Genomic DNA, 16,717 nt, shown 5'->3' with positions numbered 1-16,717 from the left:
AGCCGTAAATTCGCGCATGGAAGAAATTAAGAAAGAAGAAGAAAAGTCCCTCAATTTCCTGGAAGAGATTGTGGAAGAAGATTTGGCGGCCGGGAAGTACAAAAGCATCCTTACTCGTTTTCCCCCGGAGCCGAACGGCTATCTCCATATCGGTCACTCCAAATCCATCGTTCTCAATTTCGGCCTTGCGCAGAAGTATGGCGGCAAGACCAATCTGCGGTTTGACGACACCAATCCCGTCACGGAAGATACTGAATATGTGGAAAGTATCAAAGAGGACATCCGCTGGCTGGGTTTTGAATGGGCGAATGAATTTTATGCTTCCGATTATTTCGAGCAATTATATCTGTTTGCAGAGGACCTCATTGGCAAGGGCCTTGCCTATGTGGATGACAGTTCGGCCGAAGACATTGCCCTGATGAAGGGTACGCCTACGGAGGCAGGAACCGCGAGTCCCTATCGTAACCGGACGGTGGAGGAAAACCTGCAACTGTTCAGGGACATGCGGGCGGGTAAATACCGGGACGGAGAAAGAGTGCTCCGGGCGAAGGTAGATATGAGTGCCCCGAATATGCAGCTGCGCGACCCTATCATGTATCGCATCAAACATGCCCATCATCATCGTACGGGGGATGCCTGGTGCATCTACCCGATGTATGATTTTGCGCATGGGCAAAGCGACTCCATCGAGCATATCACGCATTCTATCTGTACACTCGAGTTCGTGTCGCACCGGCCGCTGTATGATTGGTTTATCGAGAAGCTGGAGATCTATCCTTCCCGCCAGTATGAGTTTGCGCGGCTGAACCTCAACTATACGGTGATGAGCAAGCGGAAGCTGTTGCAGCTGGTCAATAAGGGGTACGTCACCGGTTGGGATGATCCCCGGATGCCGACCATTTCGGGACTTCGCCGCCGGGGCTATACACCCGAGAGCATCCGTATGTTTGCGGACAAGATCGGCGTGCAGAAACGGGAGAATCTCATCGATGTATCCCTGCTGGAATTTTGTGTGCGTGAACACCTTAATAAAGTTGCGCTTCGGCGCATGGTGGTCTTCGATCCGTTGAAGGTGGTGATCACCAACTATGAGCAGGAGGAAGAGTGGCTGCCGAGCGAAGACAACCCCGAAGACGCCGCCACGGGTCATCGCAAGGTGCCCTTTAGCCGCGAATTATATATCGAGAATGAGGATTTTATGGAGCATCCGCCAAAGAAATTCTTCCGGCTGTCGCCGGGGCAGATGGTGAGGCTGAAGAGCGCCTATGTCATAAAGTGCGATGAAGTGATAAAGGATGCTGCGGGAAAGATCACGGAGCTGAGATGTTCGCATCTGCCGGAGAGCAAGAGTGGCGGGGCGCAGTCCAATATAAAAGTTCAGGCGACCATCCACTGGGTGAGTATCCCGCATGCCATCACTGCGGAGGTGCGGCTATACGACCGGCTGTTCCGGGTGGATGACCCGGCCAATGAAGAAGCCGACTTTTCGGAGTATATCAACCCCGACTCCCTGCAGGTGTTGCCGGCGGCGTATGCAGAGCCGGCGCTGCGGGATGCGAAATTCAACGAACATTACCAATTCCTCCGGAAAGGGTATTTTTATCTCGATAAGGACAGTTCGGAAGAGAAACTCATTTTCAACCGGACGACGACTTTGCGGGATACTTGGGAGAAAGAGAAGAAAAAAGACCGGCCCAATCAGGAAAAGTAGGGCCGGCCTTTTTTCCGCATCATGTCCGGCAAAGGGACTTTGCCGGGGGGAAGGGAGCTGACACTCCCTTTCTTTTTATTGATTAGGACGTTGAGGGCGATTCTGCTGTTGCCAGTCCTGGTATTTCTTAAAGAGGTCGGCGCCGAGCGCAGCCTGCAGCCGGGCGTTCATGGCTTCGTTGAGGGGTTGCATTTTGGCCATCCGGTCTTCCCGGCTCATGCCCTGGTTGGCCGGGTCCATGAAGATTGCCCGCCTTTTGGCCCCGAATTCCCACATAATGGCTTTGACGGAATCTGCCTGTGTCTGGGTAAGATTGAGATCGGTCTTCATCTTGGCTAACATGGCTTCCTGGCGTTGGCGCATGGCGGCCGTATCCGGCATCCGTCCATCCTGGGCAAAGGTGGAGGTGACGGTGAAAAGCGCTATGACCAGGGTTGCGCAAGCGATGATTTTTTTGCTCATGATTGACATAGTTTTTATGATTGGTTGAGTACCAAATTTGTGCTAAAATCCCCTGCTCCTCCCGGCTTTTAGATAGGCGGCAATCCGGCATTTTTGCTGTCGGTCAATACCTGCTTTTTTGGCGTGAATATTGCTTCTTTAACTTTTCCCGCCTACCCGCACCGCAGAATCGAACCGATTCTTTTTTCTAACTGTAAGTTTCTGTATATCAATATTGAGAGAATTTTACCTAAACCTCTCGATCATGTCGCTACTACTTATCAGCCTGTATGAGTTCGGGCAATTTCTGCGTATCCTTCTATGGATCTTCATCCCTTTGGTGATCGTGTCCATGCTGGTGACTACTTTCCTGCACTACCGTCGCAAGCGACGGCTGCCGGAAGATTTGGAATTATTACTTTCTTTCGAGGGCCTTGAAGGATCGGAAGGTCTGCTGGCTGCCGCAAAAATGACCGGCAACGGGCGGGAGGCCCGTGAAGAGGGAAGCCAGGCTCCTAAAGGAGAAGCGGAAGAGCCCGAAGACAGGGAGAAAATTTATAAGGGCATCCTCTGGATGAAGGAGAAATATGAGCAGTATCGCGATATGGCGGATAGGCGCTACGAGGAATTGAAGGAAGAGCTATCTCGTACCGAAAAGAAGTACCAGGACCTGCTGGAGAGCGGGGTGCGGCCGGCCGGGGAGACGCCGGAAAGTGGTAAGGAGGGGCCGCTATCCGAAGTGGAGCAGGCATCCTACCCGGATATGCTGGAAGAAAAGAACCAGCATATTGCCTTTCTGCAGCAACAGTTGGATAACCGGATAAAAATCTTTCATCAGCTTGAGCTCGATGGCCGGGAAAACAAGAACCGGTTGCTGCAACTGGAGGAGATACAGCTGCGCACCGGACACTTGTTGCAGGAAAAACAGGCCTATATCGATCAATTAGAAGGACAGCTGGTGGCCGAACGCCGGAAGATAGATGAGCTGGTGAACAAATTGCAGGCCAGCAGCCAGCAGTTGCTTGCTATTTACCAGGAGCTGGACCGGTCGATGAAGCCGGCCGGTACTGCCGACGGGCAATCCGGTAAGGCCAACGCTTCGGGGGAGCCGCTTAATTCTCCCAGTGAATAGTGATGGGTTGGGTCTTGTAGGATTTTACTTTTCGACCATTCTGGATGGCAGGCTCCCATTTGCCGCTGAGCCTGATGACGCGGACGGCCTCTTTTTGTAACTCCGCGGGTCCGCTAATGGCTTCGACATTGCTGACGTTTCCTTCTTTGTCGACGATGAAGCGGACGACGACTGTCACATCACCACTTTGGTCTTCGGTAGCCTGCGGTACGCGAAAATTCTTTAACAGGAAACGCTGCCAGGCGGCCATACCTCCCTTGTAGCTGGATTCGATCTGAACGATATCCACAATTCCATCTTCCATGTTGTCTTTTGCCACTGGTTTTTCGATAACCCCTGTGCCCGGGCCGGCGCCATTGTCATTAGAGAGTGGTCGTGCAACGTCATCACCCGTTGCATTCAGATTGGTGACTGCCGCTATATGGGCATTGTCGGGGACCTCTGTGGGCTGAGGCTTGTCTTCGGGTCTCACCTGGTCGTCGGGTACGATCTTCGTGGTGACGATGCGGATGGTTGGGGCGGGCGGCGTCACATGCGCTGGTTTCGGTATCGTCAGCGGTAGCTCTTTCTTCAAGGCGGGGGGATCGACTGCGGCCAGGTAAACTTCGGTTACATTAGGGCGTGAGGTAGAGTGGTGCATCTTCCCGGCCACGGTGTAGCCGATGAATAAGAGCAGACAAATCGCGAGCGTGGTGAGGATAGACCGGCTCAGCCGGTTGTTATAGGTCTTGCGCAGATCGTAGGCACCGTAGTCTTTGTTGCGACCGTCGAAGAGAATATCGAGCAGGTCGGCCTGGGGTATTTGTTGGAGGTCCATGAGCGGGATGTTTTTAATGAGACACCCGCATTGCGGCATTCCACAGGCTGGCACCCGCTATTTTTGTTTGTGGAAATCACCTGGAAGTGCGTCAATGACTAAATCGCAGGACAAAGCCATTGGTACCGCAGGCCCAGCCATGGTGGTCGTCGAGAAAGAAGAGTTCGTTGATGAACACTGTTCCCGAGGCAATGGCAGGCGTATACTCCCGCAGCCAGGTGACCCCGCCGTCCATTGTTTTGTAGAGCCTGCGGCCGGAAGCCAGGTAGGCCGACTGCCCGGACAACAATTTCAGGTCGGTGAGATAGTCGCCGGAGCCGGGCTGGAAGACGTTCTGCCAGGTGGCGCCGCCGTTGGCCGAAACGGAAAGCCGGAAAAGGTCCATAAACCAGCCATGGAGGTTGTCCGAATATTTGAGGACGGTGTAGGCCGTATTCAGGGAGGAGGCCGGCAGGGCGCCCAGCGATTGCCAGGTATTCCCGCCATCGGTGGTGGTGCTCACTTTGTTGGGGAAAGAAAAGACCGTCCCCATATTGGAGTTGGCAAAAGACAGGGCGTTTACGGAATCCGCATCCACGGCGTGCCAGGTTGTACCCGTATCATCGGTGCGATAAAGCCCCAGACCGGTGCTGAGATAGCCGGTGGCGGGAGATAGGAATTGACAGGCTGGCCATTTGCTACTATTGGTGACGACGGAGTCCGGCCTTCCTTTTATAGTCCAGTGCTGGCCGCCATCCGTGGTCACCGCAAAATTATTAGCCCCTATCACATAGCCCTGGCTGGGAGTCAGGAAAAAGAGGGTCCTCAATCCGTTGGCCGGGTTGCCGCGTTGCGCCAATGCGGTTTTGGTCCAGGTGGAGCCGCCATCCGCGGAAGTATAGATATAACTATCGGCGCCTGCGGCAATACCGTGAAGGGTATCGGTAAAACAGATGTCATCGAATCCGGCAGTATTGGCGGGACAGGCCACCTTCCAGTAAATGCTGTCACTGCCCGCCGTGGTACGGGTGATGGTATCCGATGGATTGGGACTGGTAGTAGTGGTGGTCGTTGAGGCAGGGGCGGGGTTGTCGTGATGGGAACAGGCGGTAAAAGCAAGCAGCAGCAGGAGGGATAGCGGTCTACGGTAGGTCATGGATGTCAGGATTTCAGCCAAAATAATATATTTATCTGTATTCCCCAAACACCTCGCGCAAAGTATCCGCGATCTCGCCAAGGGTACACCGTCTTTCGACGGCTTCGACGACGGCGGGCATGATATTCTCGCCGGAGGCCGCCTTGTCGTTTAGCTCTTGCAGGACGGAGTCGACCCTGGCGGGGTCGCGTCTTCTTTTCAGGTCGTTTATTTTTTCTATCTGCACCGCGCGGATGGAGTCATCGACGCGGAAGATGGGGATGCTGTCCTTTTCTTCGGTGAGAAAGCTGTTGACGCCGACAATGAGCTTTTCCTTTGATTCGACCCGCCGCTGGTATTCGTAGGCGCTGCGGGCGATCTCTTCCTGGATAAAGCCCTGTTCGATGGCGGGGACGCTGCCGCCCAGCCGGTCGATGTGTTCAATGAGTTTCCAGGCGGCTTCTTCCACTTCCCGGGTGAGGGCCTCGACATAATAGCTGCCGGCAAGTGGGTCGGCGGTGTCGGCGGCTCCGCTTTCATAAGCGACGATCTGTTGTGTCCGCAGGGCGATGCGGGCCGCTTCTTCGGTAGGAAGACTAAGCGCTTCATCATAGCCGTTAGTATGCAGGGACTGGGTGCCGCCCAGCACGGCCGCAAGGGTCTGGACGGTGACCCGGCTGATATTGTTCATCGGCTGCTGTGCGGTGAGCGTGGATCCGCCCGTCTGGGTATGGAAGCGCAGCATCATGGCCTTGGGATCGGTGGCCCCGAGTTCTTTCATAATCCGGGCCCACATGCGGCGTGCGGCGCGGAATTTGGCCACTTCTTCGAATAAGTTGTTATGGGAATTGAAGAAGAAGGACAGTCGCTTGCCGAAGACGTCGATGTCCAATCCTTTTTCCAGGGCGGCCTTTACATAGGCCTTCCCGTTGCTGAGTGTAAAAGCTATTTCCTGTACGGCGGTGCTTCCTGCTTCGCGGATGTGATAGCCGGAGATGGAGATGGTGTTCCACTTGGGCAGCTGATGACTGCACCATTCGAAGATGTCGGTGATGATGCGCATCGAAGGCTTGGGCGGGTAGATGTACGTTCCGCGGGCCGCATATTCTTTCAGGATATCGTTCTGTATCGTCCCGGTGATCTTCTTCCAGTCGGCGCCCTGCTGTTTTGCCACCACAGCGTAAAAGGCAAGGAGAATAAAGCCGGTGGCGTTGATGGTCATGGAAGTGGAGACGTCTTCGAGCCGGATGCCCTTGAAGAGGGTCTGCATGTCTTCGATGGAGTCGATGGCGACGCCGGTCTTGCCTACCTCGCCTTCGGCAAGGGGATGATCGCTGTCATAGCCGATCTGGGTGGGCAGGTCGAAGGCGACGCTAAGCCCCATAACGCCGTGTTCAAGCAGGTAGTGGTAGCGGGCATTGCTTTCTTCGGCTGTGCTGAAACCCGCGTATTGCCGGGTGGTCCACAATTTCCCACGGTACATATCGTGCTGGATGCCCCGGGTGAAGGGGAATTCGCCGGGCATCTCGCCGCCGGCACCCCCGGGAAGGGAGTGAGGGCCTGTGACGGCCAGGTCGGCGGCCGTATACACTCCTTTGACCTCGATTCCGCTGTCAGTAAAAACCTTCTTTTTGAACATGATCGTTAGTTGAAAAGATTTCGGCAAAAAAGGACGGTTCCGGCGACGCTACATGAGTTTTTTCGCTTCGAAGCTGAGGACTTCGGAAACGACGTTCTGGAGCGAGGCCTTGGGATTTTGCACCAGCAGGTCGAGCAGATGCTTGTTCAGGTCGATGCCGCTGGCTTCGGGGGGGAGGAAAGAGCTCACCTGGTTGATGATCAGCAGGTTTTGTTCCTTGTAATTGCGGACGGCGTCCCAGGCTTCGGAGCTAACATAGATCTGCTGGGTGATGTTGTGTTCGAATTCCTGGCGGATGCTTTGGGTCAGCAGGGCCTGCATGTCCCGGGCTTCGAGTCCGGGCTGGTTGAGCCGCTGCACGAGGTTGGGCAGGGCGATGCGGTCGGTGAGGAGGATGAGCCGTTCGTAGGCCTGGAGCTGTAGCTGGCGGGTGTTGGCGTCGCCCGTTTTTTCGCCTGTGGCCTGGGCTGCCTTGAGTTCTCTGCGCTGTTTGAGGAAAAGGAATATAAGAAAGCCCCCGACCAGGACGGCGAAGGCGACGGCAATGATTAGCATGTTGGAATCCATGGAGTAAAAATAGGATAAAAACGCCGACCCTTCCGCGAAAAGTAGGGTCGGCGTTTTTCGCATCATGTCCGAAACGCGGGGCGTTTCGGGGCGCCGACCCTTCCGCGAAAAGTAGGGCCGGCGTTTTTCGCATCATGTCCAAAACGCGGGGCGTTTCGGGGCGCCGACCCTTCCGCGAAAAGTAGGGTCGGGGCTAGTAGTAGATGGGGTGGAAGCGTAGTCCCTGCACCTCATTCCATTCGAGGGCCGGTGCGGGGGTTTTTATCGTCCTGTTCACCTTTAGCAGAGTAGTGGCGAGGGGGGAGAGTCCATCGATGCGCCAGGCGTCGGTGTCGAAGGAGAAATAAAATTGCCGGTAGCGCCGGAAATAGGGGATGGGTTTGCCGTCTATTTCGGTGGGGTTGCTTGCGCCGCCGATCATGCCTTCCGCTCCGTACCCGGCGGACAGATTGAGCCACCGGGGGAAGTTGGCGGATGCGGGGAGGAAGGAGGCGATGTTGAACGACAGCCAGTAGCTTTGGCCGTTATAGTCCTTTAGCATCCGCTGGGGAAGATTGCTGCCGAGTTCGGCCGGGTGGTACCGTGGGAAGATGGTGCCGTGGTAGGAAAATTTCAAGCTGATGCGTTGCTCTCCCCACAGGAGCTGCTGGCCTTCGAACAGCACACAACCGGCGATATTGGCGAGCATATCGCCTTTGGAAAAGCCCCATCCCGTGGAATGTCCGTCCATGATCTCGATCATGGTCATAAAGCTCAAGGCGGTAGCCGTACCGATGAGGGCGGATGTCCCGCTGCGGACCCCGCCCCAGTGCAGGACGTCGCTTTGGATAGCCGCGATGTTATAGGCTGTTGCGGCGTGGCCCACCTTATCTACCTGTAACCATTCGTTGTTGTCGTTGAAATAATGGAATTTACTATGGGCGAACTTCTTATACCAGAGATAATTGAGGCCGATGGTAGCGAGGGTACCGATGGCGGATTCCACGATGATAGTGCCGTTGACACGACCGGGATCATAATGCGGGGCGGGTTTGAAGAAATCCTGGGCTTGAAGGGATGAGAGGCTTTGGGCCAGCAACACCGCCATCAGACCAAAACAGCGTTTTAACTCCATAAAAGGTAAAAATAAAGACTTTATGTCTATCAATTGTTAATTGCGGAGCTTCTTGCCTTAACAAATTAGAATCAATTAATTACTGGGACAGCAGTCGACAAATGGTTAATTTCGCGGCGGATACGCGTTATTCAAACATACACGTTGTCCAAACACCAATGGGCGTATGAATATTTTGTTGGTTGAAGATGAACCCAAAGTTGCTGACTTTATTAGAAAAGGCCTCAAGGAGCAGTCTTACAATGTAGACATGGCCTATGATGGGCTTTTTGGTGAAAAGCTGGCGCTGGAAAACGAATACGATCTGGCTATCCTGGATGTGATCCTGCCCGGGATCAACGGGCTTGAGCTTTGTAAACGTATCCGGCATTTCAAGCCGGATATGCCTATCCTGATGCTCACGGCCCTGGGCGCTACCAAGGATAAGGTGACCGGTTTCGAATCCGGGGCGGATGACTACCTGGTGAAACCTTTTCACTTCGAAGAATTGCTGGCAAGGGTGAAGGCCCTTGGCAGGCGTAAGCTGCTTTCGCCCCCCGGTATCATTTACCGCATCGCCGACCTGGAAGTGGATGCGTATAAGAAGACGGCGCGGCGGGCGGGCAAAGAGATCTTCCTTACCGCCAAGGAATTCTCCCTGCTTGAACTGCTTATCGTCAATAAGAACCGCGTATTATCCCGGACCTTCATCGCCGAGACGGTGTGGGGTATCAATTACGACCGCGGAACCAACCTGATCGACGTCTACATCAATTACCTTCGCAGCAAGATCGACAAAGGGTTCACCAGCGCGCTGATCCATACGGTCATTGGCATGGGGTACGTACTAAAAGAAGAAGCATGACCATACGGGACCGGCTATCCCTGCAATTCACGCTCGTGTCGGCGGTGCTCCTGTTCGGGGTACTGGCAGGCATCTACCTGCTTACCAGCCGCTACCGGCGCAACGATTTTCGCGAGCAGCTGATGGACCGGGCGATCACAAATGCCCAGATCTTCCTCGCTCAGGATAATATGTCCGCCGAAAAATTCAGGGACGTGCAGAAGAAATATCCTCTTTCGCTTTCGCAGGAGGTGGTGCGCATCTATGACGACAGCGACAAACCTGTATTCCTGACGAGCGGTTCTTTCCAGTGGCCGCACGAGACGATCGACCGGGTGAGGAAACAGCGGACGGTGCAGCTGCAACAAGGGGACAAGTACACTTCCGGCGTCTATTATGTGGACAACTCGGGCAATTTCACCGTCCTTGCATCGGCCGTGGATACGTTTGGGCAGGCGGAGATGCGCCAGCTGTTCTGGGTGATGTTCGTCGCTTTTTTTATCTCCGTGTTCATCCTGTTTTTTGCCGGCCGGCTCTTTGCCCGGATAGCGCTTTCCCCCATGATCAGGGTAATGAACGATGTACGCATCATCCGCAGCACCAGCCTGGACAGGCGGCTGAACACCAAGGAAGGCAAGGACGAGATCAACGAACTGGCCATTACCTTCAACAACCTGCTCGAGCACCTGCAGCAGGCTTTTGAAGCGCAAAGCTCCTTTGTCGCACACGCCTCCCATGAATTGCGAACCCCCGTCACTTCCATCATCGGGGATGTGGAGGTAACCCTTTCCCAGCAGAGAGGAGAGAAGGAATACCGGGAGACGCTGGGTGGCGTCCTCACCGAGGCGGAGAAATTGAGCGACCTGATCAATACCCTCTTCGAGCTGGCTCAGACCAATACCGGATTTGCGGAATTCAGGGAATTGCGGCTGGACGAACTGTTGTGGCAGTTGAAGGATGAGTGGATCACCCGCATGCCAGAAAGCAGGATCGAGCTGCAATACCACCTGCCCGAGGACACCCGGAAATATACTATACAGGCGAACAATTACCTGCTTTTCCTCGCCATCGGAAATATCCTTCGCAATGCCATAAAATTCTCACATGATAAGGTGGTCTATTGCAGCCTTTTTTTGCAGAACAACACGCCCGTGATCAGCATCCGGGACAAGGGAATCGGCATCAGCCCGGAAGACATCCCTAATATTTTCCAGCCTTTTTTCAGGGGCGCCAATACCTTTGGCTATGCGGGATATGGGGTGGGGCTTTCCCTGGCCGATAAGATCCTGCGGCTGCACAATGTCAAGGTTACCGTCCGTTCGGAATTGAACAAGGGCACCGAATTCCTCCTTTATTTTTCGATTTAAACTTTTACCGAACCGGCCGGTCAAACCGGTTCATTTCGTTAACAGGCCGTTAAGCCCCACTGGTAAGCCCAGCGCGGTGATTCCCACAATTATTTGATATATAGTTACTTGCATTCTAGATTAAAATTTTCTAATCCCGCTTTAATGTTGCTTTAATGTCCGGTTAATATCTGCCTAACCACCTCCTGTTAATTTCGCGCTCGCATACTCCAAGAATGCTTGCTTTCGGCTTTCCCGCCTGCCATATGACCGGATTAAATACACAACAGCATGTACAAATTTTTGACAACGGCAATCGTATCAGTTTCGTTATTCCTCTGTTTTACAGGCCGTGCCCAGTCGTTCAACACGGACTCGCTTCGTGTGACCCTGCCGCAGGCCGAAAAGATGTTCCTGGACAGTAACCTCCAAATACTGGCCCAGAAGTATAACGTGGATGCCACCAAGGCGCTGATCATCCAGGCGCGTCTCTGGCCTAACCCCAACATCAACATCAGCAACGGCCTCTACAACACCCAGACGCATAAGTGGTTTCAGGTCTTCGACCCGAATGATGCGGAGCAGTCGGCGCAGCTCTCTCAGCTGATCGTGCTGGCGGGGAAGATCAAAAAGCAGACGCGGATAGCCGAGACCAACTATCTGCTGTCCGAATATGGGCTGTTTGACCTGTTGCGCACGCTGAAATATGCCTTGCGCAGCACTTATTTCAACATCTACTATCTCCAGCAGACCGCCAGGGTCTATGACGAAGAGATCAGCTCGCTGAAGACTGTCGTCGGCACCTTCGAGAAAGTGGTAGACAGCGGATATGTTGCGCAAGTTGATGTGGTCCGCGTCCAGGCCCAACTGTACTCCCTGCAGGCCGAATACCAGACGCTGATTGACAATCTCAACGACCAGGAGAGCCAGTTGCGGCTGCTGTTGCAGACCAAGCCTTCGATCTACGTCGTACCGCAGATAGACACCACCGTTATCAATTCCACCAGCCCCCTGCAATATCCGATGCAGAACCTGATGGATTCGGCATACAAGAACCGCACCGATCTGATGATCGCCAAGGGCAACCTTACCCTGAGCCAGCAGAACTATTCCCTGCAAAAAGCCCTGGCCGTTCCAGACCTGACGGCTGGGCTCGGCTTCGACCGTCATGGTAGCTATATCCCCAACTTCACCTCCGTCGGCCTGGGCATCGATATCCCGATCTTCAACCGCAACCAGGGTAATATCAAGTCTGCCAGGATCAACATCGACATGAACAAGACCCAGTTGACCCTGACTCAAAAGACGCTGGAAGAGCAGGTGACCCGGGGATTGCAGCGGGCCGTCGATGCGGATAGGCTCTACAAACAGCTGAACCCCGCCTTTGCTGCGCATTTCGACAAGTTAGCTGCGGCGATGCTGGAGAACTATAAGAACCGGCTTGTCCGCCTGCTGGACTTCCTGACTTTCTACGACTCCTATAAAACGAATATCGTGCAGCTGAATACGATTCTGTACAACCGGGTCAATGCCTTGGAGACCATCAATCTCAACACCGGAACTAACTTCTTTAACTAAACTCTTCAAACTACAAGCCATACCATGCGGATACAAGCAAACTTGACGATAAAAACCCTGACAGGCGCCCTTTTCCTGGGGGCAGGTTTTTTGTTCTTACAATCCTGTAATACGAGTGCAGAAAAGCCCAACGACGACAGGGCTCCTTATATCATCCCCGATTCGTTGCTGAAGACGCTGCAGTTCGATTCGGTGAAACAAGGCGAACTGATCAATGCCATCACCCTGACGGGGCAGGTAGATTTCAACCAGGATAAACAGGTGAATATCTTCTCCCTGGTGAGCGGTAATATCCAGGATATCAAGGTTCAGCTGGGGGATTATGTTACGGCGGGTCAGGGACTGGCCATTGTAAAGAGTAGTGAAATGGCCGGCTACACCAACAATCTTATCCAGGCGCAGACCAATCTTGTGGCTGCCAAGAAACAGCTGGACGCAACCAATGCATTATACAAGGCCGGTCTTGCCTCCATCCTGGACGTCACCAATGCGCAGGCCAACTATGACCAGGCGGTAGCCCAGCTGGAAATGGTCAAGCGGATACTCCGGATCAATGGTAACGACACTTCGGGCAACTATGTCATCAAGGCCCCCATCGGTGGATTCGTCGTTCAGAAATTTGCGACCAATTCCCAGGCCATCCGTCCGGACAACAGCAATCCGCTGTTCACCATCTCCGATCTGAAAGACGTCTGGGTCTGGGCCAATGTGTATGAAGGCAATGTGGATAAGATACACCTGGGCGACAACGTCGATGTAACGACGCTTTCGCACCCCGGCAGGGTCTTCAAGGGTAAGGTGGACAAGATCATGCATGTGCTGGACCCCAACAGCCGGGTTATGAAGGTGCGGGTGGTGATCCTCAACGAGGATTATGCCCTGCGGCCCCAGATGTTCGCCAGCGTCACGGCTACCAGCACCACGCACCAGCAGGCGATCTATATTCCGCAGAGCGCCCTGATCTTCGATCATAGCCAGTACTATGTCCTGGTCTATCACGGGGCAGGCAAGGCTAATATTACTCCCGTACAGAAACTGAGCTCACTGGGGGACAAAATATACCTGACGGACGGGGTAAAGGTCGGCGACACGGTGATCAAGTCCAGCGCTCTGCAGATCTACGACCAGTTGAACAATTAAGTTTTACCGCTTAAATCCATCAAATGACCAAGTTTCTTAGAAGAGTTATAGGATTCTCGCTTAAGAATAAGTACTTCATACTATTCCTCACCTCTTTGCTGATCGTGAGCGGTATCATCACCTTCATGAACATGCCTATCGAGGCATTTCCGGATGTGACCAACACAGAGATCGACATCATAACGCAATGGCAGGGCCGCAGCGCCGAGGAAGTTGAGAAGTTTATTACGATACCTATCGAGATCGCGATGAACCCGGTGCAGAAGAAGACGAGTCTGCGGTCGACCAGCATATTCGGTCTGTCGTTTATCAAGATCATCTTCGATGACGATGTAAAGGACCCCATGGCAAGACAGCAGGTGATGAACCTGCTGCCTAATGCGCAGCTGCCCCCCAATGTGCAGCCGGCAGTGCAACCGCCTACCGGTCCCACCGGGGAGCTCTACCGGTATACGATAAAGAGCACCTTCCGCGACGTGCGCGAACTGAAGACCCTGCAGGACTGGGTCATCGACCGTGCGTTGCGCAGTGTCCAGGGGGTAGGGGATATCAACAGCTTCGGGGGGAAGACCAAGACCTATGAGATAAAGGTCGATCCCGGGAAGCTGACCAATCTCGGGCTGACGCCGTTGGACGTATTCAATGCTATCCAGAATACCAATATCAATGTGGGCGGGGATATGATCTTCCAGAACGACCAGGCCTTTGTCGTGCGGGGCATTGGTCTGCTCAACGATGTAGAGGAGATAAAGAACATCGTCATCCTGAATAACAACGGGGTACCGCTGCTGGTGAAGGATGTGGCTACGGTGGAGATATCCAATGTGCCCAGGCTGGGATGGATCACGCGGGCCGAGAGAATGAAAGATAAGACCGGAAAGGACTCGACGGTAGATAAAGAGGACGACGTGGTGGAGGCCATCATAGTCATGCGCAAGGGGGAGAACCCTTCGGACGTTGTGAAGAACATCGAGGCCAAGATCAAATATCTAAATAATTACGTTCTGCCTGCCGATACAAAGATTGTCCCTTATTACGACCGTTCGGATCTCATTTCTTATGCTACCCACACCGTACTTCACAACCTGATCGAAGGCGTGTTACTGGTGATCGTACTCATTTCCATCTTCCTGTTCGACTGGCGGGCCACGGCGGTGGTGGCGGTGATCATCCCCATCTCCCTGCTGTTTGCCTTTATCTGTCTGCACCTGATGGGCATGTCGGCCAACCTGCTTTCGCTGGGCGCTGTGGACTTCGGGATCATTCTTGATGGGACGATCGTGATGGTGGAGGGTATTTTTGTCATATTGGACCATAAGGCCAAGCAGGTGGGAATGGAGCGGTTCAACAAGATGAGCAAGCTCGGTCTGATCAAGAAGAGCGCGGCGGAGATCGGGAAACGACCGTTCTACCTCAACGTGATCATCATCACCGCCCTGCTGCCCATCTTCGCCTTCCAGAAGGTAGAGGGGAAGATGTTCTCACCGCTGGCGTATACGCTGAGCTTTGCCTTATTGGGTTCGCTGATCACGACGCTTACCCTCGTACCGGTGCTGATCAGCATTCTGATGCGCAAAAATGTGAAAGAAAAGCACAATCCCATCGTCGAGCCGATGATGGAATTCATGCAAAAAGGTTTTCAGCTGGCCTGGAGGTTCAAGGAGATCGTGGTTGTCTGCGCGCTGATCGTCATGGTCGTTGGGATATATTCCTTCAAATACCTGGGGTCGGAATTCCTACCGCAGCTGAACGAGGGCAGCATCTGGCTTCGTATCCAGACCAACTATAGTACCGGTCTGGCCAAATCCGTCGATATCTCCAAACAGGCCAGGGATATCATCATGCAATTCCCGCAGGTGCAGTACTGCGTGTCGCAGACCGGCCGGCCGGATGACGGTACGGATGTCACCGGATACTATAACAATGAGTTCGATATCCTCATGTTCCCCGAAGAAGATTGGAACCCGAAGATCACCAAGGAAGAACTTATCAATCGGATGAATAAGGCCTTATCCGTGATACCGGGCACCAACCTCAACTTCTCCCAGCCTATCATGGACAACGTGGAAGAAGCGGTTTCGGGGGTGAAAGGCAGCATCTGCCTGAAGGTATTCGGTGATTCTCTTCCCTATATGGAAGAGAAACTGCAGGAGTATTATAATGTATTAAGAGATGTCAAGGGTATTGAAGACCTGGGCATCATGCACAATACCGGTCAGCCGGAACTCGACATCAACCTCGACCAGCAGAGGATGGCCTTATATGGCGTCCAGTCTGCCCAGGCCAATGCGGTGATCAGTATGGCGATCGGGGGGCTCGGGCCGGGCGGCGTGCCTGCCAGCCAGCTGTACGAAGGCATCAAGATATTCGATATCCGTGTACGGCTGCCGGAGGAGTATAGAAAGACGCCTGAAGAGATCGGCGAATTGCTGGTGCCGACCATGAGCGGCAGCAAGGTGCCTATCAAAGAGATCGCTGATATTAAACAACGTACGGGCGCCTGTCTCATCTATCGCGACGACAACCGCCGGTATGCCGCTTTGAAGTTCTCGATCCGCGGCCGCGATATGGGCAGCACCATCGCCGAGGCCCAACAGAAAGTGGCGGAAAAGGTGCATCTGAAAAGAGGTTACAGCATGGCCTTCCAGGGAGATTTCGAGAACCAGCAGCGGGCGCAGAAACGGCTGTCGCAGGTGGTTCCGATCAGCCTGTGTTTGATCTTTATCCTGCTGCTGAGTATGTTCGGTAACTTCAAGGATGCCCTGCTGGTATTCGCCAATGTGCCCTTTGCGGTTGTGGGTGGCATTGCGGCGCTGTATATAACCGGCACCATTTTCAGTATCTCCGCGGGTATCGGCTTCATCGCCCTGTTTGGTATCTGTATCCAGGATGGTATCATTCTTATCACGATGTTCAAGGAGAACCTGCAGCATGTACGGGGAGAGCACTCCTTCTACTACGATATGCAAACCATGGAGACCGGCGCTAAAGAGCCTGGCTCGCCCGATGGTTCCTTATCCCTGTATGACGCCATCCGCATGGGTGTCCGGGCGAGGATCCGGCCGGTGATGATGACGGCACTGATGGCGGCCATCGGTCTGTTGCCTGCGGCGTTATCCCAAGGCATCGGTTCGGAGAGCAGCCGTCCACTGGCCCGTGTCGTCATCGGAGGTATTCTGAGCGCCATGGTCTTCTCCCTGTGGGTGTTCCCGCTGATCTTCGGCTGGTCATACCGGCATTTTCATAAGCGGAAAAGCAGGTGGTCGTCGTCTCAGTCATGAGTAAGCCGTCACAG

Annotated in this window: 13 protein-coding genes; 7 read left to right on the top strand and 6 right to left on the bottom strand. The window is 53.8% G+C overall.

Features of this window, described 5'->3' with window-relative positions:
* Window positions 1–16: 16 nt before the first annotated feature.
* Window positions 17–1,711: a glutamine--tRNA ligase/YqeY domain fusion protein gene (locus IEY39_RS04725; protein ID WP_188929021.1), complete on the top strand. Its 1,695-nt coding sequence runs from the start codon at window positions 17–19 to the stop codon at window positions 1,709–1,711.
* 75 nt (window positions 1,712–1,786) lie between these two features.
* Here the strand turns inward: IEY39_RS04725 and IEY39_RS04720 are convergent, their stop codons facing one another.
* Window positions 1,787–2,173 (bottom strand): hypothetical protein, encoded by a 387-nt coding sequence (locus IEY39_RS04720; protein ID WP_188929019.1) that lies wholly within the window; start codon window positions 2,171–2,173, stop codon window positions 1,787–1,789.
* A gap of 244 nt (window positions 2,174–2,417) precedes the next feature.
* Here IEY39_RS04720 and IEY39_RS04715 point away from each other — a divergent pair, with 244 nt between their 5' ends.
* Complete coding sequence (locus tag IEY39_RS04715) at window positions 2,418–3,284, top strand: tol-pal system YbgF family protein (RefSeq protein WP_188929018.1); 867 nt, start codon at window positions 2,418–2,420, stop codon at window positions 3,282–3,284.
* Here IEY39_RS04715 and IEY39_RS04710 read toward each other — a convergent pair.
* The 5 genes from IEY39_RS04710 to IEY39_RS04690 form a co-directional block, all read right to left on the bottom strand.
* Window positions 3,265–4,101, bottom strand: coding sequence for an energy transducer TonB (locus tag IEY39_RS04710; RefSeq protein ID WP_188929016.1), 837 nt, complete (start codon window positions 4,099–4,101; stop codon window positions 3,265–3,267). The genes IEY39_RS04715 and IEY39_RS04710 overlap by 20 nt on opposite strands.
* 91 nt (window positions 4,102–4,192) lie before the next feature.
* A complete protein-coding gene (locus IEY39_RS04705) occupies window positions 4,193–5,236 on the bottom strand; it encodes a WD40/YVTN/BNR-like repeat-containing protein (RefSeq protein ID WP_188929013.1) in 1,044 nt (347 codons plus the stop codon).
* Window positions 5,237–5,267: 31 nt separating this feature from the next.
* Entirely contained in the window at window positions 5,268–6,854 is a 1,587-nt protein-coding gene (locus tag IEY39_RS04700) for an acyl-CoA mutase large subunit family protein (protein ID WP_188929012.1), read from the bottom strand.
* Between the two features lie 48 nt (window positions 6,855–6,902).
* Window positions 6,903–7,421, bottom strand: coding sequence for a DUF948 domain-containing protein (locus IEY39_RS04695; protein ID WP_188929010.1), 519 nt, complete (start codon window positions 7,419–7,421; stop codon window positions 6,903–6,905).
* A gap of 193 nt (window positions 7,422–7,614) precedes the next feature.
* Entirely contained in the window at window positions 7,615–8,535 is a 921-nt protein-coding gene (locus IEY39_RS04690; RefSeq protein WP_229688770.1) for a DUF2279 domain-containing protein, read from the bottom strand.
* 166 nt (window positions 8,536–8,701) lie between these two features.
* Here IEY39_RS04690 and IEY39_RS04685 point away from each other — a divergent pair, with 166 nt between their 5' ends.
* The 5 genes from IEY39_RS04685 (at window position 8,702) to IEY39_RS04665 (ending at window position 16,703) form a co-directional block, all read left to right on the top strand.
* The gene (locus IEY39_RS04685; protein WP_188929008.1) at window positions 8,702–9,379 is read left to right on the top strand and encodes a response regulator; all 678 of its coding nucleotides are present in this window, start codon (window positions 8,702–8,704) and stop codon (window positions 9,377–9,379) included.
* Entirely contained in the window at window positions 9,376–10,725 is a 1,350-nt protein-coding gene (locus IEY39_RS04680; RefSeq protein ID WP_188929005.1) for a sensor histidine kinase, read from the top strand. The genes IEY39_RS04685 and IEY39_RS04680 overlap by 4 nt, the downstream gene beginning before the upstream one ends.
* Window positions 10,726–10,995: 270 nt before the next feature.
* The gene (locus IEY39_RS04675; protein WP_188929003.1) at window positions 10,996–12,282 is read left to right on the top strand and encodes a TolC family protein; all 1,287 of its coding nucleotides are present in this window, start codon (window positions 10,996–10,998) and stop codon (window positions 12,280–12,282) included.
* Window positions 12,283–12,306: 24 nt separating this feature from the next.
* Window positions 12,307–13,422, top strand: a complete 1,116-nt coding sequence (locus tag IEY39_RS04670; protein WP_188929001.1) for an efflux RND transporter periplasmic adaptor subunit — start codon at window positions 12,307–12,309, stop codon at window positions 13,420–13,422.
* Between the two features lie 23 nt (window positions 13,423–13,445).
* Entirely contained in the window at window positions 13,446–16,703 is a 3,258-nt protein-coding gene (locus tag IEY39_RS04665; protein WP_188928999.1) for an efflux RND transporter permease subunit, read from the top strand.
* Window positions 16,704–16,717 lie beyond the last annotated feature (14 nt).

It is taken from the genome of Puia dinghuensis, assembly GCF_014642875.1.
In the GTDB taxonomy this organism is placed as follows: domain Bacteria; phylum Bacteroidota; class Bacteroidia; order Chitinophagales; family Chitinophagaceae; genus Puia; species Puia dinghuensis.
The sequence above is the reverse complement of the archived record's forward strand: the minus strand, read 5'-3'. Positions and strand labels throughout refer to the sequence as shown.